General features: G+C 75.0%; 26 protein-coding genes and 1 pseudogene. 13 read left to right on the top strand and 14 right to left on the bottom strand.

Features of this window, described 5'->3' with window-relative positions:
* Window positions 1-9: 9 nt before the first annotated feature.
* Window positions 10-999 carry an NAD(P)-dependent alcohol dehydrogenase gene (locus GFD30_RS00245; protein ID WP_153023227.1) on the top strand — a complete coding sequence of 330 codons (990 nt, stop codon included), beginning with the start codon at window positions 10-12 and terminating at the stop codon, window positions 997-999.
* A 12-nt stretch (window positions 1,000-1,011) separates the two neighbouring features.
* Here the strand turns inward: GFD30_RS00245 and GFD30_RS00240 are convergent, their stop codons facing one another.
* Complete coding sequence (locus tag GFD30_RS00240) at window positions 1,012-1,506, bottom strand: helix-hairpin-helix domain-containing protein (RefSeq protein ID WP_153023226.1); 495 nt, start codon at window positions 1,504-1,506, stop codon at window positions 1,012-1,014.
* A 233-nt stretch (window positions 1,507-1,739) separates the two neighbouring features.
* Here GFD30_RS00240 and GFD30_RS00235 point away from each other — a divergent pair, with 233 nt between their 5' ends.
* Complete coding sequence (locus tag GFD30_RS00235; protein WP_153023225.1) at window positions 1,740-2,510, top strand: NAD(P)-binding domain-containing protein; 771 nt, start codon at window positions 1,740-1,742, stop codon at window positions 2,508-2,510.
* Between the two features lie 139 nt (window positions 2,511-2,649).
* Here GFD30_RS00235 and arfB read toward each other — a convergent pair whose 3' ends face one another.
* From arfB to GFD30_RS00220, 3 genes are all read right to left on the bottom strand, one after another.
* Window positions 2,650-3,069, bottom strand: a complete 420-nt coding sequence (arfB, locus tag GFD30_RS00230) for an alternative ribosome rescue aminoacyl-tRNA hydrolase ArfB (protein WP_153023224.1) — start codon at window positions 3,067-3,069, stop codon at window positions 2,650-2,652.
* 9 nt (window positions 3,070-3,078) lie between these two features.
* Window positions 3,079-4,122, bottom strand: coding sequence for an aminoglycoside phosphotransferase/kinase family protein (locus GFD30_RS00225; RefSeq protein ID WP_153023223.1), 1,044 nt, complete (start codon window positions 4,120-4,122; stop codon window positions 3,079-3,081).
* A 371-nt stretch (window positions 4,123-4,493) separates the two neighbouring features.
* Complete coding sequence (locus tag GFD30_RS00220; RefSeq protein WP_153023222.1) at window positions 4,494-5,576, bottom strand: hypothetical protein; 1,083 nt, start codon at window positions 5,574-5,576, stop codon at window positions 4,494-4,496.
* 294 nt (window positions 5,577-5,870) lie between these two features.
* Here GFD30_RS00220 and GFD30_RS00215 point away from each other — a divergent pair, with 294 nt between their 5' ends.
* Complete coding sequence (locus tag GFD30_RS00215) at window positions 5,871-6,794, top strand: hypothetical protein (protein WP_153023221.1); 924 nt, start codon at window positions 5,871-5,873, stop codon at window positions 6,792-6,794.
* 12 nt (window positions 6,795-6,806) lie between these two features.
* Here the strand turns inward: GFD30_RS00215 and GFD30_RS00210 are convergent, their stop codons facing one another.
* Window positions 6,807-9,299 (bottom strand): DEAD/DEAH box helicase, encoded by a 2,493-nt coding sequence (locus GFD30_RS00210; protein ID WP_322632772.1) that lies wholly within the window; start codon window positions 9,297-9,299, stop codon window positions 6,807-6,809.
* Between the two features lie 60 nt (window positions 9,300-9,359).
* On the bottom strand, window positions 9,360-10,160 hold the full coding sequence (locus tag GFD30_RS00205; protein ID WP_153023219.1) for an exodeoxyribonuclease III: 801 nt from the start codon (window positions 10,158-10,160) through the stop codon (window positions 9,360-9,362).
* A 112-nt stretch (window positions 10,161-10,272) separates the two neighbouring features.
* On the opposite strand from GFD30_RS00205, the gene GFD30_RS00200 reads away from it, so the two are divergent.
* The 5 genes from GFD30_RS00200 to GFD30_RS00180 all read left to right on the top strand — a co-directional run bounded on the left by GFD30_RS00200 (window position 10,273) and on the right by GFD30_RS00180 (window position 15,549).
* Complete coding sequence (locus GFD30_RS00200; RefSeq protein ID WP_153023218.1) at window positions 10,273-12,546, top strand: DUF2339 domain-containing protein; 2,274 nt, start codon at window positions 10,273-10,275, stop codon at window positions 12,544-12,546.
* A gap of 48 nt (window positions 12,547-12,594) precedes the next feature.
* Complete coding sequence (locus GFD30_RS00195; RefSeq protein ID WP_153023217.1) at window positions 12,595-13,374, top strand: exodeoxyribonuclease III; 780 nt, start codon at window positions 12,595-12,597, stop codon at window positions 13,372-13,374.
* A 66-nt stretch (window positions 13,375-13,440) separates the two neighbouring features.
* Window positions 13,441-14,403, top strand: coding sequence for a coiled-coil domain-containing protein (locus GFD30_RS00190; protein WP_153023216.1), 963 nt, complete (start codon window positions 13,441-13,443; stop codon window positions 14,401-14,403).
* 13 nt (window positions 14,404-14,416) lie between these two features.
* Entirely contained in the window at window positions 14,417-15,055 is a 639-nt protein-coding gene (locus GFD30_RS00185) for a maleylpyruvate isomerase N-terminal domain-containing protein (RefSeq protein ID WP_153023215.1), read from the top strand.
* A gap of 50 nt (window positions 15,056-15,105) precedes the next feature.
* Complete coding sequence (locus GFD30_RS00180; RefSeq protein WP_153023214.1) at window positions 15,106-15,549, top strand: hypothetical protein; 444 nt, start codon at window positions 15,106-15,108, stop codon at window positions 15,547-15,549.
* A gap of 140 nt (window positions 15,550-15,689) precedes the next feature.
* On the opposite strand, the gene GFD30_RS00175 is transcribed toward GFD30_RS00180, so the two are convergent.
* Genes GFD30_RS00175 through GFD30_RS00165 form a run of 3 tightly spaced genes read right to left on the bottom strand, consistent with a single transcriptional unit; the run spans window position 15,690 to window position 18,728 of the window.
* Window positions 15,690-16,208 (bottom strand): methylated-DNA--[protein]-cysteine S-methyltransferase, encoded by a 519-nt coding sequence (locus GFD30_RS00175; RefSeq protein WP_322632771.1) that lies wholly within the window; start codon window positions 16,206-16,208, stop codon window positions 15,690-15,692.
* Entirely contained in the window at window positions 16,208-17,689 is a 1,482-nt protein-coding gene (locus GFD30_RS00170) for an AlkA N-terminal domain-containing protein (RefSeq protein ID WP_153023213.1), read from the bottom strand. Before GFD30_RS00170 ends, GFD30_RS00175 begins: the two co-directional genes overlap by 1 nt.
* A 49-nt stretch (window positions 17,690-17,738) precedes the next feature.
* The gene (locus GFD30_RS00165; protein WP_153023212.1) at window positions 17,739-18,728 is read right to left on the bottom strand and encodes a tyrosine-type recombinase/integrase; all 990 of its coding nucleotides are present in this window, start codon (window positions 18,726-18,728) and stop codon (window positions 17,739-17,741) included.
* A gap of 112 nt (window positions 18,729-18,840) precedes the next feature.
* Here GFD30_RS00165 and GFD30_RS00160 point away from each other — a divergent pair, with 112 nt between their 5' ends.
* Entirely contained in the window at window positions 18,841-19,260 is a 420-nt protein-coding gene (locus GFD30_RS00160) for a secondary thiamine-phosphate synthase enzyme YjbQ (RefSeq protein ID WP_153023211.1), read from the top strand.
* Window positions 19,261-19,269: 9 nt separating this feature from the next.
* On the opposite strand, the gene GFD30_RS00155 is transcribed toward GFD30_RS00160, so the two are convergent.
* The gene (locus GFD30_RS00155; RefSeq protein ID WP_322632770.1) at window positions 19,270-20,229 is read right to left on the bottom strand and encodes an aldo/keto reductase; all 960 of its coding nucleotides are present in this window, start codon (window positions 20,227-20,229) and stop codon (window positions 19,270-19,272) included.
* Window positions 20,230-20,355: 126 nt separating this feature from the next.
* On the opposite strand from GFD30_RS00155, the gene GFD30_RS26520 reads away from it, so the two are divergent.
* From GFD30_RS26520 to GFD30_RS00140, 3 genes are read left to right on the top strand one after another with little or no spacing between them, the layout of a single operon-like run.
* Window positions 20,356-20,730 carry a MerR family transcriptional regulator gene (locus tag GFD30_RS26520; protein WP_407648949.1) on the top strand — a complete coding sequence of 125 codons (375 nt, stop codon included), beginning with the start codon at window positions 20,356-20,358 and terminating at the stop codon, window positions 20,728-20,730.
* A gap of 47 nt (window positions 20,731-20,777) precedes the next feature.
* Window positions 20,778-21,515 carry a nucleotidyltransferase family protein gene (locus GFD30_RS00145; protein WP_153023210.1) on the top strand — a complete coding sequence of 246 codons (738 nt, stop codon included), beginning with the start codon at window positions 20,778-20,780 and terminating at the stop codon, window positions 21,513-21,515.
* A gap of 19 nt (window positions 21,516-21,534) precedes the next feature.
* Window positions 21,535-22,074 (top strand): AAA family ATPase, encoded by a 540-nt coding sequence (locus tag GFD30_RS00140; protein WP_153023209.1) that lies wholly within the window; start codon window positions 21,535-21,537, stop codon window positions 22,072-22,074.
* Window positions 22,075-22,318: 244 nt separating this feature from the next.
* On the opposite strand, the pseudogene GFD30_RS00135 reads toward GFD30_RS00140, so the two are convergent.
* The 3 genes and pseudogenes from GFD30_RS00135 to GFD30_RS00125 all read right to left on the bottom strand — a co-directional run.
* A pseudogene (locus tag GFD30_RS00135) lies at window positions 22,319-22,774 on the bottom strand (RBBP9/YdeN family alpha/beta hydrolase); the annotation flags it as partial.
* 52 nt (window positions 22,775-22,826) lie between these two features.
* On the bottom strand, window positions 22,827-23,360 hold the full coding sequence (locus tag GFD30_RS00130; protein WP_153023207.1) for a tetratricopeptide repeat protein: 534 nt from the start codon (window positions 23,358-23,360) through the stop codon (window positions 22,827-22,829).
* Window positions 23,361-23,370: 10 nt separating this feature from the next.
* Window positions 23,371-24,153 carry a hypothetical protein gene (locus tag GFD30_RS00125; protein ID WP_227995685.1) on the bottom strand — a complete coding sequence of 261 codons (783 nt, stop codon included), beginning with the start codon at window positions 24,151-24,153 and terminating at the stop codon, window positions 23,371-23,373.
* On the opposite strand from GFD30_RS00125, the gene GFD30_RS00120 reads away from it, so the two are divergent.
* Window positions 24,152-24,823 carry a maleylpyruvate isomerase N-terminal domain-containing protein gene (locus tag GFD30_RS00120; protein ID WP_153023206.1) on the top strand — a complete coding sequence of 224 codons (672 nt, stop codon included), beginning with the start codon at window positions 24,152-24,154 and terminating at the stop codon, window positions 24,821-24,823. The genes GFD30_RS00125 and GFD30_RS00120 overlap by 2 nt on opposite strands.
* A gap of 89 nt (window positions 24,824-24,912) precedes the next feature.
* Here GFD30_RS00120 and GFD30_RS00115 read toward each other — a convergent pair whose 3' ends face one another.
* Window positions 24,913-25,608: an HNH endonuclease family protein gene (locus GFD30_RS00115; RefSeq protein WP_153023205.1), complete on the bottom strand. Its 696-nt coding sequence runs from the start codon at window positions 25,606-25,608 to the stop codon at window positions 24,913-24,915.
* Window positions 25,609-25,657 lie beyond the last annotated feature (49 nt).

The following is a 25,657-nucleotide window of genomic DNA, read 5'->3' as shown; positions in this document are numbered from 1 at the left end:
AGGAGCGCTATGAAAGCCGTCGTCCAGGACCGTTTCGGCCCGCCCGAGCAGGTCCTCCGCGTCACCGACGTCGACCGGCCCGAACCGGGCCCCGGCGAGGTCCTGGTCCGGTTGCGGGCCACGAGCGTGAACACCCCCGACTGGATCGCCGTGGCCGGCGTCCCGTACGTGCTGCGGCTGTCGGCGCGCGCGAAGGGCGCGGTACGCGGCACCGACGTCGCCGGGACGGTCGAAGCGCTCGGTGCGGGCGTGTCCGGCTTCGCGGTCGGCGACGCCGTGATCGGCACGAAGTGGGGCTCGGGGTTCCCCACGGCCGGGACGTTCGCCGAGTACACCGTCACCCGCGCCGACCGGCTGATCCCCAAGCCCGAGGGGATCGGGTTCGCGGACGCGGCGGCCTCGGTCATGTCCGGGATGACCGCGCACGCGGCCGTCGCCGAGGTGTTCGCCGCCGGCCCGGGGCAGCGGATCCTCGTCAACGGCGCCTCCGGCGGCGTGGGCACCTTCGCGGTCCAGATCGCCCGCCACCGCGGCGCCGAGGTGACCGCCGTGTGCGGGCCGGCCAACCTCGACCTCGTCCGCGGCCTGGGCGCGGCCCGCGCCATCGACTACACCGCGACCGACTTCACCGCCGGACCCGACCGGTACGACGCGATCCTCGACAACGTCCTCAACCACCCGCCGCGGCGCGTCCTCCGCGCGCTCGCCTCCGGCGGCGTGTACCTGCCCAACAGCATCGGCAACTCCGGCGGCCTGCTCGCCGGGCTCGCCAAGATGGCCGGCGCGACCCTCCTGGGGGCGGCCGGGCGCGCCGACGTCAGGTCCGTCGACGGGGGCTTCACGCCCGAGCGCCTGACCGCGGTCGCCGACCTCGTCGCCTCCGGCGCCGTGCGGCCGGTCATCGACCGCACCTACCCGCTGGAGGAGACGCCGGCGGCGGTCGCGCGCATGTACTCCCACCGCGCCCGCGGCAACATCGTGATCACCATGGGCGAGTAACGGACCGGGCCGCTACCGCCGGGCGACCGCCTCCCGCAGGATCCGGATCGCCTTCGGGCCGACCCCGTGCAGCGCCGCCAGTTCCGCGTCGCCGAGCGCGGCGACCTGGTCGAGGCGGGTGATCCCCGCGTTCGCCAGCGCCTGCGTCGCGGGCCGCCCGATGGCCCCGGGCAGGTCGCCGACGTCGCCGGGCCGGGCCTGCTCGGCGCGGGCGGCCTGTGCGGCGAGGTCGGGCGGGGCGGCGGCGGTCCAGGCGCGGCGCACCCAGTGGTTCAGGGCCTGCCCGCCGATGCCGGCGACCGGGACGCGCACGCCCTGGGGTGTGCGTTCGGCGGCGGGGATCTGGGCGGCCAGGTCCTCGGCCTCGCTCGCGGGCAGGCGCAGGTGCACGCGCTTGTCGGCGTCGAGTGCGGCGAACACGGTGCCGGCGACGGTATAGGCGGTGCCCTCGGCGGCGGCGCCGGGGTTGGCGAGCGCGGTCTTGCGCAGTTGGGCGGCGGTCGTCATGGCCACCACTGTCGCACGGGGGTCCGACGCGGGCCGGTCCTGTCAGTCAGCGGGCATCCTTCGGCCCCGGTGCCCGCCTCGCGCTGCCGGGCGGCCCGGGTTCGGCCCCGCCGGGAGGCCGGGCCGCCCGGCGCCGCTCCGGCAGCCTTCGCGAGCCGCACCGTCTCCGACCGAACGGCTCCGGATCCACCGACGCACTGGACACTAGGATCGGCAGGGACGGAAGGGGATCGATGGACACCAACGGTTCGGTCGGGGTCGTCGGCGTGGGCGAGATCGCCTCCGCGATCGTGGAGGGCCGGTGCGCGGGAGCGAACCCGCCGGCGTTCTTCCTCTCGCCCCGGGGCGCCGCGAACGCGGCCGCGCTGGCCCGCCGGTTCCCGTCCGTGCGGGTCTGCGGGAGCAACCAGGAAGTCGTCGACCGCGCGGACACGGTGCTCCTCTCGGTCCGCTACGAGCACCGCGAGGCGGTGCTCGCCGGACTCGACGTGCGCCCGGAGAAGACGGTCGTGAGCGCGCTGGCCGGCGTCGGTATCGCCGAACTGCGCCGGCTCCTGCGCACCGACGCCACGCTGGTGCGCGCGATCCCGCTCCCGGCGGTCCGCGCCCGTGCGAGCGTCACGGTCGTCCATCCCGCGCACCCGGCCGCGGCGGCGCTGTTCGACCCGCTCGGCGGCACGCTCGCGATCCCCGACGAGGCGTCGTTCGCCGTCTACTCGGCCCTGACGGCCACCGTCTCGACCCACCTGGGGTACCTCGGCTCGCTCACCGAGTGGGCAGTGGCCCAAGGCGTCCCGGCCGAGGACGCGGCCCGGTACGTGCGGAGCATGTTCCGCAACGTCGGCCTCGCGCTCGGCGACGAGTCGCGGTCGCTCGACCGCCTCGCCGCCGACCACGAGACGCCCGGCGGCAACAACGAGCAGGTCCGCACCGCCTGGCTTGACGAGGAGAACCGCCTCGCCCTCCACCGGGTCCTGGACGAGCGCCTGGACCGCCTGCGCTGAGGCCGCGGCGGCGAGCCGTCGAACCGGTGCCCCCGCCCGCGTCGGGAGCGGCCGGCCCCCGCGGATCGGCCAGGCCGAGCGCCGACGGCAGGGCGCGCCGGCCGGCGCGCTTCGACCCGGCTTCAGGACGAGACAGGCGCTAGTCGCCGGTGTCGCGGCGCAGGCGCTTGGTCTGCGAGCGGCGCTTCTTGTCTTCGAGGCGGCGGCGTTTGGCGCCCTTGGAGGGCTTGGTGGCCTTGCGGGGCGGCGGCGGGGCCGCGATCGCGCGGCGCAGGACCTCGCCGAGGCGTTCGGCGGCGGCTTCGCGGTTGCGCAGCTGGGACCGGAACTCCGAGGCGGCGATCACGAGCACGCCGTCGGTCAGGCGCCCTTCCAGGCGGGCCAGGGCCCGCTCCACGAGCGCCGGCGGGAGCGCTTTGGTGGCGGCGAGGTCGAAGACGAGTTCGACGCGCGAGTCGGTGGTGTTGACGCCCTGCCCGCCGGGGCCCGAGGAGCGGGAGAACCGCCAGCGCAGCTCGGCGTCGGGGATCTCGTACTGACGGGTGACGGTGACGGGCATGGCGTGCTTTCAGGCGTCGAGTGCGGTGCGGGCCCAGCGGACGAGCATCGCGAAGATCGGGCGGCGCCGCTCCAGGATGTCGGTGTCGTCGCCGCTGCTGTCGTAGTCGGCGCTGCCGACCGGTCGCCCTGCGGCGAGGCGGGTGAGCATGGCCGGGGCCAGCCAACAGTACTTGGCGGCGCCGGCGGCCGCGACGGCGATTCGGGCCTGGGCCTCGCCGCGGTGCCCGGCGCGGGCGAGTCCGCGGAGGTAGGCGCCGGTGAGGGCGGTCTCGGTGTCGGCGAGGCGGTCGACGCTCTGGAGGCCGTCGAAGAACGTGTCGGCGATGAGGTTGGCGAGGTCTTCGCCGACGGCGCCGCGGCCGGTGAAGGACCAGTCGAACAGGGCGAACTCGCCGCCGGTGCGCCGGTAGAGGTTCATCGGCCACACGTCGAGGTGGCAGGCGGTCTGGGGGAGCGTCTCGGTGCGGTCGAACAGGTCGGTGCGCCGCTCCCAGATCATGCGCAGTCCCGCGCGCAGGTCGGCCGGCCAGTGGGCGGCGGCGCGGGGGTGGTCCCAGTCCAGGGGCCCGACGTCGAGCCGGCCCGCGTACTGGCGCAGGAAGCCGCGCGAGTGCCATTCGAGCTCGGCGCGGGGCCGGCCCTGCACGGTCCCGAGCCGGTTCGCGAACTCGGCGAGGTCTTCGACGGTCCAGTCCCGTCCCGGGACGCCTTGGACGCGTTCGAGCCACAGCTCCAGGCTCCCGTCCGCCCGCTCGCCGGCCGCGAGGAGCGCCGGCGCGCCGATCCCGGCGTCGGCGCCGTAGCCGGCGGCGAACCCGCTGGTGTAGGCGAGGTACTCGCGCCGCCAGTAGTTCCAGTGCCGCGGGTCGGCGGAGGCCGGCCAGTGGTCGTGCCCGGTCCCGGCCGGTGTGAGGTGCTTGAGCACCGCGTCCCCGCCGGGCCCCGAGACCGCCCAGATCCCGCCGGTGGCCTGGTTCCCGGTGTTGTGCGCCAGTGCCTTCGCGGCACTGAGCGGCGTACCGATGGGGGAGTGGCGGGGGTCCTCGAGCACGCCGAGGATTCTGCCGCCCCGGCTCGGGCCGCCCGTGCGGACCGGAGCGCCTTCGAGGCGGTGCGAGCGGCCGTGCGGCTGCCGCGGCTACGCGGTGAGGTCGGCTCGACCGGTCCCGAAGCGGTATCGGCGGCGGGCGAGCGGCACCGCCTGCGCCTTCCCGACTGGCCGCGGAGATCACCGACAGGCGACCGACAGCGGTTCCGTCCGGGCGGCCCTTGGAGTCTCGCCGAGCGCATACCGGCGTCGTCCTGAAGGTGAGGCGCGGCTGCCGGACGCGGGGGTGTCGCTGCAGGGCATCCGCGCCTCGGAAACGGCCAGGCGCGTGGGGGGGCTTGCGGCCGCGGAGCCGCAGCGGTGCGGCGGTTGCTTCACGGGTCGAGGAGTTCGGTCATCCAGTCGCTCGCGACGCCGTTGTTGGCGTCCGGGCCGGGGCCGAGGTCGGCGCTGGAGCACCGGTCCGCGGTCGCGGCCTCGCAGGTGCGGATGTCGACGGCGACGGCGGTCCGCAGCCGCTGCGGTTCGGCGCTGGCGGCGTTGAACTCGACCCAGCGGGCCAGGGGCACCGGTGCCGTGCCGGTGAACGGCTCGGTGGCGACGAGGTCGATGCGCAGGTCCGTGCCGACCTGGATGCAGGCCGGCAGCAGCAGCCGGCCCTCGACCGGGAAGGCCGGCTCGGGTGCGGCGGTCGTTTCGGGGGCGCCGGTGTGCGCGTCGGGGTCGGCGTAGCGGTCGGTGAGGTGGAGGTCGTCCAGGCGGAGCATCAGACGGGGTGCGGTCGCGCATTCGGGCAGCGGGGAGTGCTGCGGCCACCAGCTGTTCGGGCCCCACAGGCCGGTGTCGTAGCTGTTGCCGAGGTCCAATCCGAGGCCGTAGTAGTCGACCAGCGGGGCGGTCGCGGCCTGGCCCGGGTCGAGGTTCGCGGTCTGGGTGAGCAAGAGGTGGTCGGGTCGCCAGCCGTCCTCGGCGGTCGTGCGGGGCGGCTCGTGCCGGTCGGCGCGCGAGCACGCCTGCAGGAGGATCGGGTCCGCGTCGGTCGTGAGGCGGGCGTTGAGGCAGTGCGGGCCGCCTTCGGTGGTCGAGTCGGCGGCGACGGCCATGCGCACCCCGGCGCCGAAGGCGTCCTCGTACGTTTCGACGCGGACCGCGGCCGGGGACAGTTCCGCTTCCCAGACGAGGTCGAGGACCAGGCCGCCGGCGGCGAGCCGCGCCGAACCGGCGGCAGCGGGGTCGTCGACGCCGTCCCCGAGCGCGGCGGGATCGGCCGCGGGATCCGCGCGGACGAGGTCGGCCGCGTCCCAGTCGAAGCGTTCGCTCGCGGTCGGCACGAGACCGCGGGCGGTGTCCCGCAACCCGTCCCAGAAGACTGCGGCCAGCGCGACCGCTGCCACGGCCAGGACGGCCGTCCATTTCGCTCGCAGGGACGACCGGTCGGCGGTGAGGAGTGGGGGCACGCGGTGATGCTACCGGTGGCGTGGTCGCGTTGGGGTGCAACCCAATTGCGGCCGGGCCGCCGGCGCGGCCGCGCGGTGCGGGTGGCGGCCGGGCGGACCGATCCCTTCACCGTTCCGTGCGAAGCCCCGGCACGGTCGCGTCGGGTCCCGCCGCCCGCCCCGGCCCGCAGGCCCGGGGGCGGGCGCTGCGAGCGGCCCGGTGCCGCAAGGCCGGGACCGGCGTGGCCCCGCTGGGGTGCACCGCGTTTGCGGTCCGTCCGTACCATGGTCGGGAACCGGGCGAAAGGGACGCGCATGGGATGGTGGCTGGCCGCCTCGGCCGTGGCGGTGGCGGTGATCGGGCTGCTCCAGTCGATGGCGGCGGCGTGGCAGGCCAGGCGGACGCTCCTGGTCGCGGCGCGCGTGTTCGTGGCGGTGAACCCGCTCGGGGACATGGTGTTCGGGCCGCTGCTGGACCGGCCCCGGATCGCGCGGGGCGCGACCGGGTGGGTGTCGGTGCCGCCGTTCGTGTACTTCTTCGCCGCCCTCGCGGCGGCGCCCGCCGTCGGCAACACCGCCGCCCTGACACTGGCGCACGGCACCGGGCACGAGGCGTCCTGGGCGGAGGTCTACCCCGAGCCGTGGCGGTGGATCGCCGGGGCCGCCCTGTTCGCCCTCACCGCCGCGGCCGCGTCCTCGGCGATCGCGGTCGAGCTGCACTTCCGCGACTGGGACGCCGTCGAGGCGATCCTGGAGGCCTCCCCGCCGTGGGCGCGGACCCTGCGCCGCGCCGCCCTGGTGTCCTTCATACCGGTGGTCGCGCTGGCGGGCTGGGGCTATGCGAGCGTGACCGGCGCCGACCCGGCGGTGTCGGCGCTGGCGCTCGGGGCGGGATCGCTCGCCCTGGCGTGGACGGCGAACCGCGGGGTGTGGGCCGCTTACCGGGAGCTGTCGCTCGACCTGGTCCCGCCGGCGACCGAGGCGTTCCGGGCCGCGGCGGCGCGGCTGCTGCGGTCGCGGGCGATCGCGCGGGTCGCGGTGTGGGTCCTGGCCGGGGCGGTCGTGTTCCTCGGGTCGGCGCTGCGCGCCGTCGAAGGCCAGGTGATCGGGTCCGGGCCCGAGCTGGCGCTGGCCGTGCCCGTCGCCGTCCTGGCCGGCACGGTCCTCAAGGACCTGGCCGCCGACCTCGGGCGCGCCGCCGCGCAGCGGCACGCCCTGCCGTTCCCGGGCGACCTCTGAGCCGCCGCCGCGTCAGGCCCGGTCGGAGAAGTCCTGGACGGCCATGGCGACCGTGCCCGACTCGTCGGACGCGTCGAGGTCGACGGTGAAGACCATCGCCCAGTCGCGGTCGCCGGCCGGGTCGTCGAGGGTCTGGCGGACCGTCCAGGTGCGGCCGTTCTTGGCGATGTCGAGGAACTCGCCGCCGCGGGCGGCTCCGGCGGTGCCGATGTCGTCGTGGACGGCGAAGTACGCCTCCAGGGCCGCGTCCCACCGCGAGGCCGGCCAGCCCGTCTCCAGGGCCGCGAGCGCCTCGGGGCGGTCGGCGGCGGCGAACTCGACGTGGCGGAACGCGGCGTTGCGCACCGCGATCGTGAACGCCCGCTCGTTGTCGGTGAACGCCCGCGCCGGCCGGCCCGTGTCGAGGTCCTGGTCGTCGTCGGCGGGGTTGGTCAGCTGCTCCCACTCGTTGATCAGCGAGGAGTCGGTCTGGCGGATCGTCTCGCCCAGCCACGCGGTGAGGTCGTCGAGCTCGGGCCCGCCGGTGTCCTCCGGGAGGGTCTGCACCAGGGCCTTGTAGGCACTGGAGAGGTACCGCAGGAGCAGGCCCTCGGCGCGCGGGAGCCCGTAGAGGCCGATGTACTCGCCGAAGCTCATGCGGCCCTCCCAGATCTCGCGGAGGATCGACTTGGGTTCGAGCTGGTAGTCCGCGGCCCACGGGTGGCTGGTCTTGTAGGCGTCGAACGCCTCGTCGAGGAGGTCGGCGAGCGGCTTGGGGTAGTCGACCTCGGCGTCCTCGAGCTGGTTCATGCGGTCGTAGTAGTCCAGGCCGTCGGCCTTCATGGCGTTGATCGCCTCGCCCTTGGCCTTGCTGCGCTGGGCGGCGAGGATCTGCCCGGGGCCTTCCAGGGTCGCCTCCACGATGGAGACGACGTCCATCGGGTAGTCCTCGCCGTCGGGGTCGAGCAGCTCCAGCGCCGCCAGCGCGAACGGGGCCAGCGGCTGGTTGAGCGCGAAGTGGTCGGGCAGGTCGACGGTGAGCTTCACGGCCCCGCCGTCGATGACGATGATCCCGGCGTCGCGGAGGGTGCGGGCGATCGTGAGCGCGGTGCGGGCCATCTTCAACTGGGTGGGCCGGTCGGCGTGGGAGTCCTCGATGAGGGTCCGCACGTGCGTGAACGTGTCGCCGCCGCGGCCGAGGAGGTTGATGAGCATCGCGTGCGTCATGCGCATCCGCGACACCAGCGGCTCGGGCGGGGCCTCCGCGAGGCCGGCGAACGTCTCCTCGGACCAGCCGACGAAGCCCTCGGGGGGCTTCTTCTTGGCCATCTTCTTGCGCTTCTTGGGGTCGAGGCCGAACTTGGCCTGGGCCTTCTCGTTCTCGATGACGTGCTCGGGGGCCTGGCAGACGACGAACCCCTCGGTGTCGAACCCGGCCCGGCCGGCGCGGCCGGCGATCTGGTGGAACTCGCGGGCGCGCAGCCGGCGGGTGCGGCGGCCGTCGTACTTCGCCAGGCCGGTGAACACCACGGTGCGGATCGGCACGTTGATGCCGACGCCGAGGGTGTCGGTGCCGCAGATGATCTTGAGCAGGCCCTGCTGGGCGAGCCGCTCGACCAGCCGCCGGTACTTGGGGAGCATCCCGGCGTGGTGGACGCCGATCCCGGACCGGACCAGGCGGGCGAGGGTCTGCCCGAACTTGGTGGTGAACCGGAACCCGCCCAGGGCGGCGGCGATGGCGGCCTTCGCGTCCTTGTCGACCACGCTGAGCGAGGCCAGCGCCTGGGCGGTCTCCAGGGCCTGCGCCTGCGTGAAGTGCACGATGTAGGCGGGGGCCTTCTCGGACTTGACGAGGATCTCGACGGTCTCGTGCAGCGGGGTCTTGCGGTACTCGTAGTGCAGCGGGACCGGCCGGGTCGCGGAGGCGACCAGGGCCGTCTCGCGGCCGGTGCGCCGGGTCAGGTCCGCTTCGAAGAAGCTCGTGTCGCCGAGCGTGGCGGACATGAGCGTGAACTGGGCGCGGTGGAGCTCCAGCAGCGGGACCTGCCAGGCCCAGCCGCGGTCGGGTTCGGCGTAGAAGTGGAACTCGTCGGCCACGACCGAGTCGCAGTCCAGGGCCGCGCCCTCGCGGAGGGCGAGGTTGGCGAGGATCTCGGCGGTGCAGCAGATCAGGGGCGCGTCGGGGTTGACGGCGGCGTCGCCGGTGAGCATGCCGACGTTCTCGTGCCCGAACTGGTCGCACAGCTCGAAGAACTTCTCCGACACCAGGGCCTTGATCGGGGCGGTGTAGAACGAGGTGCGCTGGTTGGCCAGCGCGTTGAAGTGCGCGGCGGCGGCGATGAGCGACTTGCCCGACCCGGTGGGGGTGGCGACGATGACGTTCTGGCCGGTGCAGATCGCCAGGAGGGCCTCTTCCTGGTGCTCGTAGAGGACGATCCCCGAATCCTCGGCCCACTGGGCGAAGGCGGTGTAGACGTCGTCGGGTTCCGGCTTGTCGGTCCCGGGCAGGTAGTCGATGAGGCTCACGTGTACCAATGGTGCCCGCTTGCCTGGCCGGCCGGCCAACCGGGCCCGGCCCGGGGGCCGCTAGTGGTCGTAGGTGACCAGGACCGGCGCGTGGTCGGACCAGCGCTGGTCGTGCGCGGGGGCGCGGTCGACCCACGCCTTGGTGGCCTTGGCGGCCAGGCCGGGGGTGGCCACGTGCAGGTCGATGCGCCAGCCGGCGTCGTTGTCGAAGGCCCGGCCCCGGAACGACCACCACGAGTAGGGGCCCTCGACGCCCGGGTGCAGGGCCCGGACGACGTCGACGAACCCGCGCGCGTCGTACACGTCGGTCAGCCAGGCCCGCTCCTGGGGCAGGAACCCGGCGGTCTTCTTGTTGGCCTTCCAGTTCTTCAGGTCCGCTTCGGCGTGCGCGATGTTCCAGTCCCCGCACACCAGGTACTCCCGGCCCTGCGCGCGGGCCTTGGCCGCGGCCTCGACCAGGTAGTCGGCGAAGGCGGCCATGAACCGCTCCTTCTCCTCCTGGCGGGGCGTGTCGGTCTCGCCCGAGGGCAGGTACAGGGAGGCGACGGTCAGGCCCGGCAGGTCGGCCTCGGCGTACCGGCCGGACCCGTCGAACTCCTCGGAGCCGAACCCGATCCGGGTCGCCTCCGGCGCGTCGCGGGTGAGGACGGCCACGCCGGCGCGGCCCTTGGCCGTCAGCGAGGGCGCCAGCAGCCAGTGCCAGCCGCCGGCCTGGGCCGCGTCGACGGGGATCTGCGTGTCGTCGGCGCGGACCTCCTGGAGCAGCACCACGTCCGCTTCGACGTTGGCGAGCCATTCGACCAGGCCCTTCTTGGCCGCGGCCCGGACTCCGTTGACGTTGACGGTGGCGATCGTGCGCATGGGCCCACCCTAACGCGCCCCGCCGACGGGCCCCGGGACCGGCGCGGGCCCGGCGCCACCGGAGGCCCGGGAGGGACCGGGCCGGACGCGAGGACCCCATAGACTTACGGGCATGACACAGGTGGCGGCGGCGGATCGGGTGAGCGGCAGGACACGGGTGCGCTGGGCCGTGGCCGGCCTGGCCGCGGCGGCCGCGGCCCTGGCGCTCCCCGCGCCCGCCCAGGCCGTCACCGAACCCGAGGCCGACGGCGTCGTCATCGTCGGCGTCCCCGGCCTGACCTGGTCCGACATCGACGAACAGACCACCCCCGCGCTGTGGGACCTGGCCGATGCGGGCGCCTCGGCGGCGATGAGCGTGCGCACCCTCGGGTCGTGGACGTGCCCCGAAGCCGGCTGGGTCAGCCTCGGCGCCGGCGAGCGGGCCGGCGGCGTGGCCGCCCGCGACGCCCAGTGCACCGCCCAGTCCAACCTCGCCGCGCCCGCCGACACCGGCGAGGGCTGGACCGTCGAAGGCTGGGACGCGTTCGTCGAAGCCAACAGCGCCTTCAACTACGGGGCCCGGCTCGGGTCCCTCGCCGACGCGCTCGCCGAGGCCGCCCTCCAGCAGGACGCCGCCGCGGCCGAAGCCGAAGCCGAAGGCGAACCGGCCCCCGAACCCAACCCCGGCTCGTGCGTGGCCGCCATCGGCGACGGCGCCGCCCTCGCCGCCGCCGACACCGAAGGCCGCATCACGTTCTGGGCGCCGGGCCTGGACGCCCTGCCCGAGGCGATGGCCGCCTGCGACGTCGTCATCGTCGACCCCGGCGTCGTCGTCGGCGACACCGCCGACAACGCCCCCGACACCACCACCGACTACGACCAGCTCGGCCAGGACGACACCGAGGTCGGCACCGAGGAGACCAGCGCCGCCGACGACGCCGGCGAGATCGAACCCGAGGCCGACCCCGTCCGCACCGCCGCCGCGCGCAGCGCCGACGCCGCCGTCGCCCAGGTCCGCGAGGCCCTCCCCGACACGTGGCGGCTCATCGTCGCCGGCATCAGCGACGCCGCCGCGCCCTCCTCCCTCCACCCGGTCCTCTACGCCGGCCCCGGCGTCGAACCCGGCGACCTCACCTCCGCCACCACCGGCCGCGACGGGTACGTGCAGCTCACCGACCTGACCGCGACCGCGCTCGCGGTCGTGGGCGCCGACATCCCCGCCACCGTCGCCGGCGCGCCCGTCACCGTCCGCCCCGAATCGGGCCACAGCGCGGGCGAAGCCGTCGCCGACGGCACCGACGAGACCGCCGCGGCCGCTGCGGTCGCCGACGTCTCCCCGAACTTCTACTGGACGCTCTCGTTCGTCGGGGTCGGGGCCGTGTTCGCCGCCGCGCACCTCGTCGCCGGCGCCGACCGGTGGCGGCGCACCGCCCGCACCGTGTGCATCGCGTTCTCGGCCGTCCCCGTCGCCGGCGTCGCCGCCGGCATCCCCCCGTGGTGGCGCGCCGACCACCCCAAGCTCGCGTTCTGGGGCCTCATCCTCGCCGGCGTCGCCGCCTTGACCGTCGCGGCGTCCCTGCCGTGGACGCGGCGCGGCATCCGGCCCGTCCTGGTCGTCGCCGGCGCCTGCGCCGCCCTCATCGCCGTCGACCAGGTCTCCGGCGCCACCTGGCCCCTGCACACCCCCATGGGCTACACCGCCCAGGCCGGGGCCCGCTTCACCGGACTGGGCAACTACGCGTTCAGCGTCTTCGCCGCCGCCGTGATCCTCCTGGTCTGCTTCGTGCCCTGGCGCGGCCGCGCCCGCATCTGGGGGCCCATCGCCCTCGGCGTGTGCGCGGTCGTCATCGTCGGCGCCCCCATGCTCGGGCGCGACATGGGCGGCACCCTCACCCTCGTCGCCGCCGGCATCCTGTGCTGCCTGAAACTGTGGGGCCGGCGCCTGTCCCTGGGCGCGCTCGCCCTCGCCGGCGGCGTCGCCTTCGCCGTCTTCGCGATCGGCGGCCTCCTGGACTACCTGCGGCCCGAAGAGGACCAGACCCACCTGGGCCGGTTCGTCGGCTCCGTCCTCGACGGCACCGCCTCCCAGATCCTCATCCGCAAGGCCAGCGCCGCCTGGGGCACCGTCGGCGAATCCATGACCTGGATCTCCCTGGCCGCGCTCATCGCCGCGGTCCTCATCTGGCGCCGCCGGGCCCCCATCCGCACCAGCGCCGTCGCCGCCGCCGTCGTCGGCCTCACCGCCGTCGCCGCCATCGGCGGCCTGGTCAACGACTCCGGCATGGCCGTCCCCGGGTTCACCGCCGCCCTCGGATTCGGGCTCCTGGCCGTCGCCGTCGGTCCCCGCCCGACCGCGCCCGCCACCGCCGCGACCGAGCCCGCGCAGGCCCAGCCGGCCGCGCACTGACGACACTGTCCACCCGGTCACGCACCGCAGCCGGGTAGGGTGAGGCCCATGCGCGTGGCGACCTGGAACATCAACTCGCTGAAAGCCCGCCTCGACCGGGTCCTGGCCTGGCTCGAGACGGCCCGCCCCGACGTGGTGTGCCTCCAAGAGCTCAAATGCGCCACCGCCGACGTCCCCGCCGACGCCTTCCGCGACGCCGGGTACGAGATCGCCGCCTGGGGCAGCGGCCGCTGGAACGGCGTCGCCATCGCCTCCCGCGTCGGCATCGCCGACGTCCGCCAGGGCATCGCCTCCCAACCGGACTTCGCCGGCGCGATCGAGGCCCGGGCCCTGACCGCCACCTGCGGGCCCGTCCGCGTCCAGTCCCTGTACGTCCCCAACGGCCGCGACACCGCCGACCCGCACTTCCCGTACAAGCTCGCGTTCCTGCAGGCCCTGGCCGCCGATGCGGCCGCCGACGCCGCCGGGCCCGTCCCGTTCGCGGCCATGGGCGACTACAACATCTGCCCGACCGACGACGACGTCTGGGACGTCGACGAATGGCCCGGCACCACCCACATCACCACCGACGAACGCGACGCGCTCGCCGCCGTCCAGGCCGCCGGCCTGGTCGACGTCCACCCGCGCGCCCTCAAATACGACCAGCCGTTCACGTTCTGGGACTACCGCAACCTCGACTTCCCCAAGAACCGCGGCCTGCGCATCGACCTCGCGCTGGCCAACCCGGCGTTCGCCGACGCCGTCACCGACGCCTACGTCGACCGCAACGAACGCAAAGGCAAAGGCGCCTCCGACCACGCACCGCTCGTGATCGACCTCGACCTGTAAACCCCGCGCGGCAACCCGATCCGCTACGCGCCGCGCCCGATCCGCCGGAAGGGCTGACCTCCACCCGTGCGACCCAAGATCCTCTCCGCGCTCCTGCTCGTCGTGCTCCTCGCGCTCGTCCCGGCGCAGGCCGGCGCCGAACCCGACGAGGAGACCCTCGAGGCCGACCTCGCCGAGGCCATCGCCGCCGTCAACGACGCCCAAGCCGCCGTCGACGAGGCCAACGCCCGCGCCGCCGAGCTCCAGACCCAGATCGACGACACCCAGGCCCGCTTCGACGAACTGCGGGTCGACCTCAACGAGTACGCCGTCTACCTCCACACCGAAGGCGACCTCCGGCAGACCGACGCGATCCTCTCCTCCGAGGACACCCAGGACCTCATCGACGCGATGACCTACACCGGGTTCCTCGGCAACGAGCGCGCCGCGCTCATGAACGAGGCCGCCGGCATCCTCGAGCAGCTCCGCGCCGAGCAGGCCGCCCACGCGGCCGAACTCGAAGACGCCGCCGACGCCCTCGAAGCCGCCGAGGACGCCCAGGTCGACCTCGAAGACCAGCTCGAAGAGCTCCGCGCCGAAGAGGCCGCCGGGCCCGGCTCCGACGGCGGCGCCCCCGCCGCCGAAGGCTACGGCGGCGACGGCGGCGGCTGCACCGAGGACGACCCCACCACCTCCGGGTGCCTGACCCCGCGCACCCTCCACATGTACAACGAGACCATCGAGGCCGGGTTCGACCACTACGTGTCCTGCTACCGCTCCGGCGGCTCGGGCGAGCACCCGCTGGGCCGCGCCTGCGACTGGGCCGCCGACGAATCGGGCTTTCAGAACGTCGACGCCGAAGGCTCCGACAAGGAGTACGGCGACCAGCTCGCCGCCTGGTACGTCAACAACGCCGACGCGCTCGGCGTCGAGTACGTCATCTGGTACCGCGAGTTCTGGTCCCCGGGCTCGGGCTGGCGCTCCTACTCCGGCGCCGGCGGCGACCCCGCCTCCGACCACACCAACCACGTCCACGTCTCCATGCAATAGGCAGGAAAGCGCCATGACCGACCTGCGACACCGGTACCTCGCCGCCGCCCGCACCGGCCTCGGCCTCCTCCAGGACGGCGCCGTCGCCGACCACTGGGCCGAGCCCTCGGCCCTGGAGGGGTTCACCGTCGGGGGCCTCGCCGCCCACCTCGCCCAGCAGATCACCTCCGTCACCGCCGCCCTCGACACCGACCACGCCGGCAAGGACGTCATCGGCCTCCACGACCACTACGGCCGCGCCGCCTGGGTCGGCGCCGACATCGACAACGACTACAACACCGCCATCCGCGACGGCGGCGAACGCGCCGCCGCCACCGGCCACGCCGGCGTCGCCGCCGACGCCCGCACCGCCCTGGCCCGCCTGGAGACGGAACTGCCCGGCCTCGACCCGGCCCACGTCACCGGGAACCCGCGCTGGCCGTACGCGATGCGCCTGGACGACTTCCTGGCCACGCGGGTCCTGGAGCTGGTGGTGCACGCCGACGACCTCGCCTACTCGACCGGGGTGGACACGCCCGGGTTCGACCAGGGCGCGTTCGCGACGGCGACGGGGATCCTGGCGCACCTGGCCGCGGCCCGGCACGGGCAGCCGGCGCTGATCCGGGCCCTGGCCCGGGCCGAGCGGGCCCCGAAGGCCATCAGCGGCCTGTGACCGGCCGTCCATGAACCGGGCACGCCCCGGCACCGGGTAGGGTCGCGGCCATGGTCTCCCCGCCGACCCCGACGGTCCGCCGCGCCCTGTTCGCCTCCGTGTGGCTGGCGGTGGTCCTCGCCGGGCTCCTGTCCGCGGTGTGGGCGGTCGCGTGGGCGCTCGAAGGCGGGCCGCAGCCCTCGGCCGACGCGGTCGAGCAGGCCGTGCACCTGGACCTGCCCGAGGGCACCGACGTCCTCGACGCCGACCTGTCCCAGACGCAGTCGCCCACTCCGGGGGACCGCGCCGAAGCCAAGGTCAGCGTCCCGGCGGACGCGTTCGGGGAGTTCCTCGACGCGAACGGCATGGACGCGCCGCTCCTGGCCGGGGTCACGCCGGCCGGGACGGCCTCGGGGGTCATCCCGGCCGGGTGCACCGACGAGGTCTGCTACTCGGCGACGATCGTGGTCACCGACGAGGCCGTCGAAGTGAACCTCACCGTCACGCTCCTCTGACCACCCCGGGCCCGGGCGGCCGGCGGTTCGCCCGCCGCGCGGGCCCCGCAGCCGACCGGCGCCGCCCGGGAGACCGCCCAGGCGCCGCACCGGTCCGGCGTCCGCAGGGAACCGCCGCGGCCGAGGGCCGGCCTGGCGCCTTAGGCGAACAGGGCCGGCTCGCCGCGCTCCAGGCCCAGCAGCCACTCCTTGCGCCACAGCCCGCCGGCGTACCCGGTGAGCTTCCCGTTCGAGCCGATCACCCGGTGGCACGGGACGACGATCGCGATCGGGTTGCGCCCGTTCGCGAGCCCGACCGCGCGCACGGCCTTGGCGTCCCCCAGCCGCCGCGCCACGTCCAGATAGGACCACGTCTCGCCGTAGGGGATCTTCACCAGCTCGGCCCACACCCGGTGCTGGAACCCGGTGCCGGCGGCGGCCAGCGGCAGGTCGAACTCCGTGAGCTCCCCGGCGAAGTACGCCAGGAGCTGCTCGCGGGCCGATTCCAGGACCGGCGTGGACGCCTCCGGGCCCCAGGCGCCCTTCATCTCCTCGACGCCCATGTGGACGTACGTCAGGCCCTCCTCGACCGCCGAGACCGCCATCAGCCCCAGCGGGGAGTCGAACTTCACATGCCTCGCGTCCGTCCGCGCCGGGGCGGCCATCGGTTCTGTGCGCATCACGCGCTCGCCTTCTCTCGTGGTTCGGGAATCCGGTTCGTCGGGTGCTCGCCGGTGGCCCACAGGTACTGGACCGCGTAGGCCCGCCAGGGCCGCCACGCCTGGGACCGGGCCTCCAGGGCCCGGCCGGCGCCGAGGCCGAGCGACTCGGCGCCCTTGATCACGCCCAGGTCCTTGACCGGGAACGCGTCCGGGTCGCCCATGGCGCGCATGGCGACCATCTCGACCGTCCACGGACCCACCCCCGGGACGGCGGCCAGCGCCGCCCGGGAGGCGGCCCAGTCCGCGCCGGGCCCGAGCTCGACGCGGCCGTCGGCCAGGGCCGCGGCGAGCGCGAGCACGGTCCGCTTGCGGGCGGCGGGCATCGGCAGGTGCGCGGGGTCGGCCTCGGCGAGCGCGGCCGGTTCGGGGAACAGGCGGGTCAGGCCGCCCTCGGGGTCCTCGACGGGGGTGCCGTACCGGTCGGCCAGTCGCGCGGCGATCGTCGCGGCCGAAGCGGTGGCGATCTGCTGGCCGATGACGGCGCGGATCGCGTACTCCTCGGCGTCGGCTTTGCGGGGGACGCGCCGGCCCGGGGTCTTGGCGACCAGGGGCGCGAGCGCGGCGTCGGCGGCCAGGGCCTCCATGGGGGCGTGGGGGTCGGCGTCGAGGTCGAGCATGCGCCGGCAGCGGGCGACCGCGGCGGTGACGTCCCGCAGGTCGGCGACGCGCAGCCGGGCGTCGATGTAGCCCGGCCCGGGGCGCAGGGCGACGGTGCCGGGACCGCCGGGCAGGCGCAGGGTCCGCCGGTAGGCGCCCTCGCGCCACTCCTCGACGCCGGGGGCCGCGGCGGCGGCGAGGTGCCCGAACAGGTTCGAGGGCTCGAACGGCTCCCGGTAGGCCAGGCGCAGCGCGATGGCGCCGCCGCCGGCCGGCCTCGTCCGGGTCTTGGCGCGCAGCTCGGTGGGGGAGCAGGCGAAGACCTCGGCGACGACGCGGTTGAACGCCCGGATCGAGGCGAACCCGGCCGCGAAGGCGACCTGGCCCATCGGCAGGTCGGTCGATTCGATGAGCGTCCGCGCGACCTGGGCGCGCTGGGCGCGGGCGAGCGCGGCGGGCCCGGCCCCGACCTCGGCGATCAGCAGCCGCTCGAGCTGGCGCAGCGAGTAGCCCAGGCGCCGGGCCAGGCCGGCGGCGCCGTCGCGGTCGACGACGCCCTCGCCGATGAGGCGCATGGCCCGCGCGCACACGTCCGAGCGCCAGTCCCAGGCCGGGGACCCGGGGGAGGCGTCGGGGCGGCAGCGCTTGCACGCCCGGTACCCGGCGTCCTGGGCCGCGGCCGCGGAGGGGTAGAACCGCTGGTGCTCGCGCTTGGGTTTGACCGCCGGGCACGAGGGCCGGCAGTAGATGCCGGTGGTGGTGACCGCCAGGAACACCCAGCCGTCGAAGCGGGCGTCGCGTCCGGCGACGGCGGCCTGGAGCTGCTCCACGTTCATGTCCATGCCTTAAGACTGCCCGCCGGGTGCGACAGCGGCTAGCCAGGAAACGACATCACGCTTCGGGGAGCTGGAGCCGGTCGACGGCCTCGCGGGAGCGGCGGGCGGGCCGGCGGTCGTACCGGGCGGTCGTGGCCGGGGAGGCGTGGCCGACGAGGGACTGGGTGATGGCCAGGTCGACGCCGGCGTCGAGGAGCTCGCCGATGAACGTGCGGCGGAAGTCGTGCGGGGTGTGGCGGCGCTGCCCGGCCTCGACCAGGCGCTTGGTCAACAGGTCGGCGATGGCCTGCCCGGTCATGCCCGAGAGCCGGTTGCCGGTGCGGCGCAGCTTCCCGGCCTTGTTGATCGGGCAGAACAGGGCCCCGGGGGCGTCGCCGCGGACGGCCATCCACCGCTCGATGCGGGCCTGGGCGGCCTCGGTGACGTAGACGGCGCGCTCCTTGTTGCCCTTGCCGACGATGCGGATCGACCGCTCGGCGGCGTCGTAGTCGGACACGCGCATGGACGCGATCTCGCTCCTGCGGCACCCGGTCGAGTACAGGGTGGCCAGGACGGCGGCGTCGCGGGCGCCGGCGGGACCGGGGTCGGCGTCGCACGCGTACAGGGCCGCGCCGAGCGCTTCGGCGTCGACCTGCTGGCCGACCGGGAGCCGCTGGGCCTTGACCGGCTGCAGGTCGCAGGCGCGCTGGTAGTCCTCGGCGGCCATGAGGTCGAGCCGCCACGCTTCTTTGAGGACCCGGCGCAGGGCGGCGAGGTGCTTGTTGACGTAGGCGCCCGACCAGCCGGCGTCGATCATCGCGGCCCGCAGCCGGGAGGTGTGCTCGTAGCGCAGCAGGTGCCAGGGCTGGCCTTCGCCGCTGGTGTCGGGGTCGCCCGAGAGCATCTGCGCGATCCGGTCGAGGCACCCGCGCATGGTCCGCCGCGACTCGGCCGACCCCAGCGAGTCCAGGTAGGCCCGGTACGGGTCGGCGCCGGGGGAGACGACGACCGTGCGCTCGCTCCAGTCGATGCCCGTCAGTGCGCCGCCGGTTCCGCTGCCTGCCATGGGCTCCAGCCTAATCGACTCCGGCGCCGCGCGCACCGGCCCGGGCCGGCGGCGGCCCCGGACCGGGCGGTCCGGGCTCGGCGGCCGGGCCCGGCATGGGAGGATCGGGGCCATGAGCGCGGCGTTCCACACCACGACCTTCGAGGTCCACACCGGACGGCGCGAGGCCGTCCGCAACCTCACGGGCGAATGCGAGGCGTTCCTGGCCTCGATCGGCGCCCGCGACGGGCTGCTGAACGTGTTCGTGCCCCACGCGACCGCCGGGATCGCGGTGATCGAGACCGGCGCCGGGTCCGATGAGGACCTCCTGGACGCGCTCGGGGAGCTCCTGCCGCGCACCGACCGGTGGCGCCACCAGCACGGGTCGATCGGCCACGGCCGCGACCACGTCCTGCCCGGCCTGGTCGCCCCGCACGCGACGCTCCCGGTGGTGGCCGGACGGCTCGCCCTGGGCACGTGGCAGTCGGTGCTCCTGGTGGACACCAACCGCGACAACCCCGACCGGACCGTCCGGCTCACCTTCCTGGGCTGAACCGGCCCGCTAGGCCGCGTCGTTCAAGCGCCGGCGCTGCTCGGCGTCGAGCTTGAGCGCGACCCCCGCCGCGGCCTCCTCGAGCTGCGCCACCGACGACACCCCGACCAGCGGGATCACCGGCGCCCGGTGGCCGGCCAGCCACGCCAGCACCACCTGGTTGCGCGTCGCCCCCGTCTCGGCGGCGACCTCGTCGAGCACCCGCAGGCGCGCCTCGGTCCCCGGGTGCGCGTAGTGCTCGCCCAGCGGCTTCTTCACGTACGCGCCCGACAGCAGCGAGGAGTACGCCAGCAGCGCCATCCCCGGCACCGACGACACGAAGTCGAGGTCGGTCGGCGCGGCGTGCACGTGCCCGCCCTCGGGCAGGACCGCGTCCGGGCGCGGCTTGAGGTACGAGTACCGGTTCTGCATCGCCGTGTACGCGGCCGCACCCGCGGCGGCCGCGACGTTCCGGGCCCGCTCGACGCGCCACGCGGTGTGGTTGGACGCCCCGACCATGCGGGCCTTCCCGGCCCGGACGGCGTCGTCGAACCCGGCCACGGTCTCCTCCAGCGGCGTGTCCCGGTCGTCGCGGTGGGACCAGAACAGGTCCACCCGGTCGGTCCCGAGCCGCTCGAGCGACTCGTCCAGGGCCGCGGTGATCCGCGCCCGGGTCAGCGGCTCGGAGTGCTCCAGGCCCCCGCCCGGGAACGCCGGGCGCCGCCCGGCCTTGGTCGCCAGCACCACCTGGTCGCGGGTGCCCCGGGCGGCGAACCAGCGGCCCAGCAGCAGCTCCGACTCGTCGCCGGTGCCGCCGTCGATCCAGAACATGTAGCAGTTGGCGGTGTCGATGAAGTTCCCGCCCAATTCGATGAACCGGTCCAGGATCGCGAAGCTCTCCGCCTCGTCCTGCACCCCGCCCAGGGCCATCGCCCCCAGGCACAGGCGCGACACGCCGATCCCGTCCGGCCCCAATGCGATCCGCTCCACAGCGGTCTCCTCTCTCGTGGACTCCTACAGGACCGAACCGTAGGACCTGGAGTGGACTCCAACGCAAACCCGCAGGCCACCGGCCCCTCCAGCAACACCGCCGCCCGGCGGCTATCCTCGGTCGACGTGGACACCACCGCCGCGGGCACCTACACGATCGGCGAATGCGCGCGCCGATCGGGCTTCACCATGGACACGCTCCGCTACTACGAGCGCATCGGCCTCATCGGCGACATCGCCCGCACCCCCACCGGGCAGCGCCGCTTCAGCGACGAGCACCTCGAATGGCTCGGGGTCCTCAAATGCCTGCGCGACACCGGCATGCCCGTCGAGCAGATGCACCGCTTCGCGACCCTCGCCCGCGAAGGCGACCACACCATCCCCGAGCGCATCGCCCTGCTCGAAGCGCACAAGACCGCCGTCGACGCCCGCATGGACGACCTCGCCGCCAAACGCGACTACCTCCTCGGCAAGATCGACTACTACCGGTCGGTGTCCTAGCGGAAAACGGCTCGACCGGCCCGCACCGGGCGCGGCATACTCCGCTCGTGCACCACTCCGACCACGCCAAGGCGATCGCCGCGTCCTGCGCCGCCGCCGAAGCCCCCGGCGCGCTGGGGGTCGCCCTGTTCGGGTCGGTCGCCAAGGGCACCGACCACCCGCACTCGGACATCGACCTCGTCGTCGCCGCGGACACCGGCCCGGGCATCCGGGTCCTGCACCGCGAGGGCCGCATGGTCACCGTCTCCCGCAAGGCCCCCGACGAGCTCGCGGCCGCGTTCGACCGCCCCTGGGAGGCCGGCGCGGCGGTCGCCGCCTGGCGCGGCGCCCGGATCCTCCACGACCCCGAGGGCCTCATGCGCGCCCTCCAGGCGCGGGCCGAGGCGTGGACGTGGGAGGCGATCGGACCCGACGCCGACCGGTGGGCCGCGGGCGAGTTCGTCGGCCTCGCCGAGGAGGTCCACAAGGTCCACGGCATGCTCGCCCTCGGCCGCGCCCGGGCCGCCGCGGCCAACCGGCTCCTGATCGCCCTGAGCCTGCCCGGGCCGCTGGCGGCCGCGCACCGGATCCTCTACGACTCCGAGAACGACCTGTGGGACGCCGTCGCCGCCGCCGAAGGCCCCGCCTGGGCGCGGGCGTGGGACGCCGCCGCCGGCGTCGCCCTCGCCGGCCACGAGGCCGGGTGCGCGGCCGCGCTGGACCTGTACCGGCTGGCCGCCGCGCGCCTGGGCCCGCACCTGGCCGGCGAGGACCGCGCCGTCGTCGACACCGCCTGCAACCTCTGACCGACCCGAAGGGCACCGCTTGCGCCGCTTCATCCTCACCGGCGCCCCCGGCGCCGGCAAGACCACCGTCGCCCGCCGCCTCGGCGGCACCGTCGTCGAGGCGGCCGCGACCGACCTCATCACCGCCGCCCAGGCCGCCGGCGTCGACGAGCCGTGGACCGACCCGGCGTTCACCGAGGACGTCGCCGCCCTCCAGCGCGACCGCCAGATCCGCGCCGACGCCCTGCCCGGCCCGGTCCTGTACTTCGACCGGTCCCCGGTCTGCACGCTCGCCCTCGCCCGGTTCCTCGGCCACCCGGTGGGCCCGGTCCTGGCCGCCGAACTCGACCGCATCCGCACCGGCCGCGTCTCCCAGGCGACGGTCCTGTGCTTCGACCTCCTCGGCGCCATCACCCCGACCCCGGCCCGCCGCATCGGCCTCGACCAGGCCCGCGCCTTCGAACTGGTCCACCTCGACGCGTACGCCGAGCACGGCTACCGCGTCGAACGCATCCCCGCGGCCGGCGAGGCCGAGCGCACCGCCCTCGTCTCCGCCCTGGCGGCCGCGCTCGCGGCCTAGGCGCGATGTCGATCGGCGTCGCTCCGCCCGGGGACCGGCCTAACGGTGGGGACTCCGGTGGTGCAGTGGGGCTTGCGAACGCACTTGCGTCACGGCCAGGAGGCCGCCATGACCCGTGGCGACGGAGCCTTGGCGCTGCGCGCCGGTTCGCGCATGGCGCGGCTGATCGCCGATGCGTCGCGGACCTGCTCTCCGGCGGCGATGCTCATGGTCTCGGCCCGCGCCGGCTTCCGCGCGCCGCGACTCACCGGACCTGCGCGGCGAGCTCGGCGACCAGCGCTTCACCGTCGGGCCACGGCCCGAACCCGGTCGCCGAATCGAGGTGCCCGACCGCGCCGGCGTCATGCAGCGCCGACCCCCATGCCGCCGCGTACGCGGCGAACCCCGCGGGGGAGCAGTACGGGTCGTCCGAGGAGGCGACCACGATCGACCGGAACGGCAAGGGCCGCATCGGCACTGCCGCCTGCCCGCCCAGATCGGGCGGCGTGGCCAGCAGTGCCGCGCGCACCGGCCCGGCGTGCGCGGCCGCCCATATCGCGGTGGCGATGCACCCGGCCGAATGCGCCACCAGCACCACCGGTTCACCGCTCGATGCGATCGCCGTGTTCAGTGCGGCGACCCGGTCGGCGAGTACCAGCGGCGGGCCCGGCGGCTCGGGCGCCCACGCCCAGCCGGGCCGGGCGGCCCACTGGCGCAGCCAGTGCCCCGGTTTCGGGACGCCGCGCCGCGCCCCGGGACTGCCAGGAACCGCATCAGACCGGGTCGAGGCCGACCAGGCCCCGCGCGTAGTTCACCGTCGACCGCTGGTATCGCAGCAGGTGCGGCGCGAGGGCGATCAGCGCGACCGACAGGCCCTCCCGGTCCCGCCCGAGCTTGGCGAGCGTCAGCGCCTCGCACATCGCCAGCGCACTGTCGTACCCGAGCGCGCTGTCGTCTCCAGCAGCACTGCCGTGCTCGGCCGAGCCGCGCGCCCGCTCCTGCTCGATCACCTTCAGGGCCTCCTCGGGCCGGCCGGTCTCGCGCAGCGAGGAGGCCATCTGGATCGACACGCGCCGGCGCCGCACCCCCGACAGACCCGCCTCGACCGCCCGCCGGTAGTAGCCGACCGCGTCCTCGGTGAACCCGGTCGAGTCCAAGGCCCCGCCGACCTCGAACAGCGCCACCGGGTCACCGGGATCGCACTCGGCCGCCAGGTCCCGCATGGCCTGCACGAACTCCTCGCGCCCGAACTCGTCGAGCCGCTCCCACAGGGCCGCGCAGCGCGCTTCCCAGTCCTCGGTCACCATGGCCGCGAACCTACCCGCGCCCCGCCTCGGGCGCTTCGGGCGCCCGCAGCCCGTCCGGCAGCGCCCCCAGCGACGCCAGCAGCACCAGCCGCTCGCCCGCATCGAGCGCCTCGTACACCGGCGCGTCGAGCCGGTTCGTCTCGTCCTCGATCGCCTCCCGCTCCGGACCCGACGCCAGCGCCTGGATCCCCTCCACGGTCAGCCCCGCGGCGCCCCACGCGGCCCGGTGCGCGTCGGCCCGGTGATGGCGCAGCGCCTCCAGCCGCGACAGCAGCAGCTGCGACGCCGACGCGCCCGGCGGCTCCCACACCGGCGTCAGCGCCCGGAACACCGGACCGCCCGACGCCTGCCCGGCCTCCAGCAGACGCCCCAGCAGCGGCACCGCCGCCTCCACCGCCGCCAGGCCCGCCAGCGCCGGGCTCGGCCGGTACGCCCACAGCCGCTCCGCGGCCCGCGCGAGCGCCCGGTCGGCCTCCAGCACCACGTCCCGCCCGGCCGCCGTCAGATGCCAGCACCCGTCCCGGCGCACGACCAGCCCCTGCGCCTCTTCGGCGTCGGGGTCGAACGGCTGGTACACCATCCGCGCGGCCAGCGCCTCCACCGGCACCGGGTGGTCCAGCAGCGCGTACGCGGCGTCGATCTCCACGCCCGGCCGCAGCCCCCGCGAGGCGTACAGCTCGCGGACCTCCGGGCGGGCGGCGTGGCGCACCGCCACATGGATCCGGTCGATCACCGGGCGGATCAACGCCGCATAGGACATGAGCACTCCTCCAAGGCTAGGATCGGAGTCCATGATCGCACCCGCACCGCTGCCGGCGCTGGCGGCCGAGACGACGCGGCTGTCGCTGGCGCTCAACGGCATCACCGCCTGGCACGCGCCCACGCGCTGCGCCCCGTGGGACGTCGCGGCGCTGACGGCCCACCTCACCCTCGCCATCGGCCGCCTCGACGCGATGCTCGACGCCCCCGAACCCTCCGAGGCCACAGTGGATGCCGCCGGGTACTACCGGGCCGACCACCGGTTCTCACCCCGGACCGACCAGGCCCGCCTCGACACCGCCACCGAAGCCGCCGCCACCGGGGGAGCAGCGCTCGCCGCCGACTTCGACCGCACCTGCCACCGCGTCCTCGCCCGCTGCGCCGAGCAGTCCCCGGACCGGCGCGTCACCACCCGCCACGGCGACCCCATGACCCTCACCGACTTCCTCACCACCCGCGTCGTCGAAGCCGCCGTCCACGGCATCGACCTCGCCGACGCGCTCGGCGAACCTCGCTGGACCACCCCCGAAGCCCAACACGTCCTCACCTGCCTGCTCCTGGGCCCCGAACCCGCCACCGCGCTCGCCGACCTCGGCCTCGAGCCGGTCGCGTTCATCGCCAAGGCCACCGGTCGCGACCCCTTCACACCCGCCGAACGCGCCGCCGCCCAAGCCCGCGGACTCACCCGCCTCACTCTGAGCTGAACCGCCAGACGCCCCGCACACCACGACCCGGCGACACCCACCGTCCGCCAGGGCGCGAGCCGACGCGGAACCGCCTCGCCCGCACGGCCCTAGCAGGCCGCGGCGTACTCCAGCAGCGCGGCCCGCTCGGCCTCGTCGACCGTCAGCGACCACTCCTTCTTGACCTCCACCCACGCCCAGACATAAGCGCACCAGACGGTCTCGTCCTCGGGCATCCACTCGGCCGGGTCCTGGTCCGACTTGGACCGGTTCGACGAGGCCGTCACCGCGATCAGATGCCAGGAGTTCCCCAGCCAGTTCGCGTACGACTGCCGGTCCTCGGTCGACCAGTTCAACGCCCCCGACCCCCACGCCTCCTTGAGCGGCACGAAGTGGTCGATGTCGATCTCGCCCGAATCGGTGACCGTCACCGCGTCGTACATCGACACCCACTCGCCGGTCATCGCCGCATCGCAGTCGGCCTCCGACAGCGCCCCGGACCGGTCCTGCGCGATGAGGACCTCGTCGCGCGCGTCGCACCCGTTCCCGTCCTCGTCCTTCCAGTGGGGGAACAGCGAACGGTCATACCCCGCATCGTCCTCCTCGGCGACCGTCAGGCCCTCGATGTCGGACGTCAGCACCGCCGGGTCCACGGTCACCGAGAACGGCGCCGTGTCCGCGAACTCCGCCGGCGCCGCCGACTCACCGCCCGACGGCAGCTCGTCGATCGCATCCGACAACTCCGAGCAGCCGGAGGCCAGCAGCAGCACCGGGGACAAGACCAGGGCAAGACGGGAGGCGCGCATCGCATTCGTCCTTACAGGAGTGACAACGGGGAGCGGACACGGCCGGGGT

This window comes from Glycomyces albidus (assembly GCF_009451885.1).
GTDB classification, from domain to species: domain Bacteria; phylum Actinomycetota; class Actinomycetes; order Mycobacteriales; family Micromonosporaceae; genus Glycomyces; species Glycomyces albidus.
This window is presented reverse-complemented; position numbering and strand designations above follow the sequence as displayed.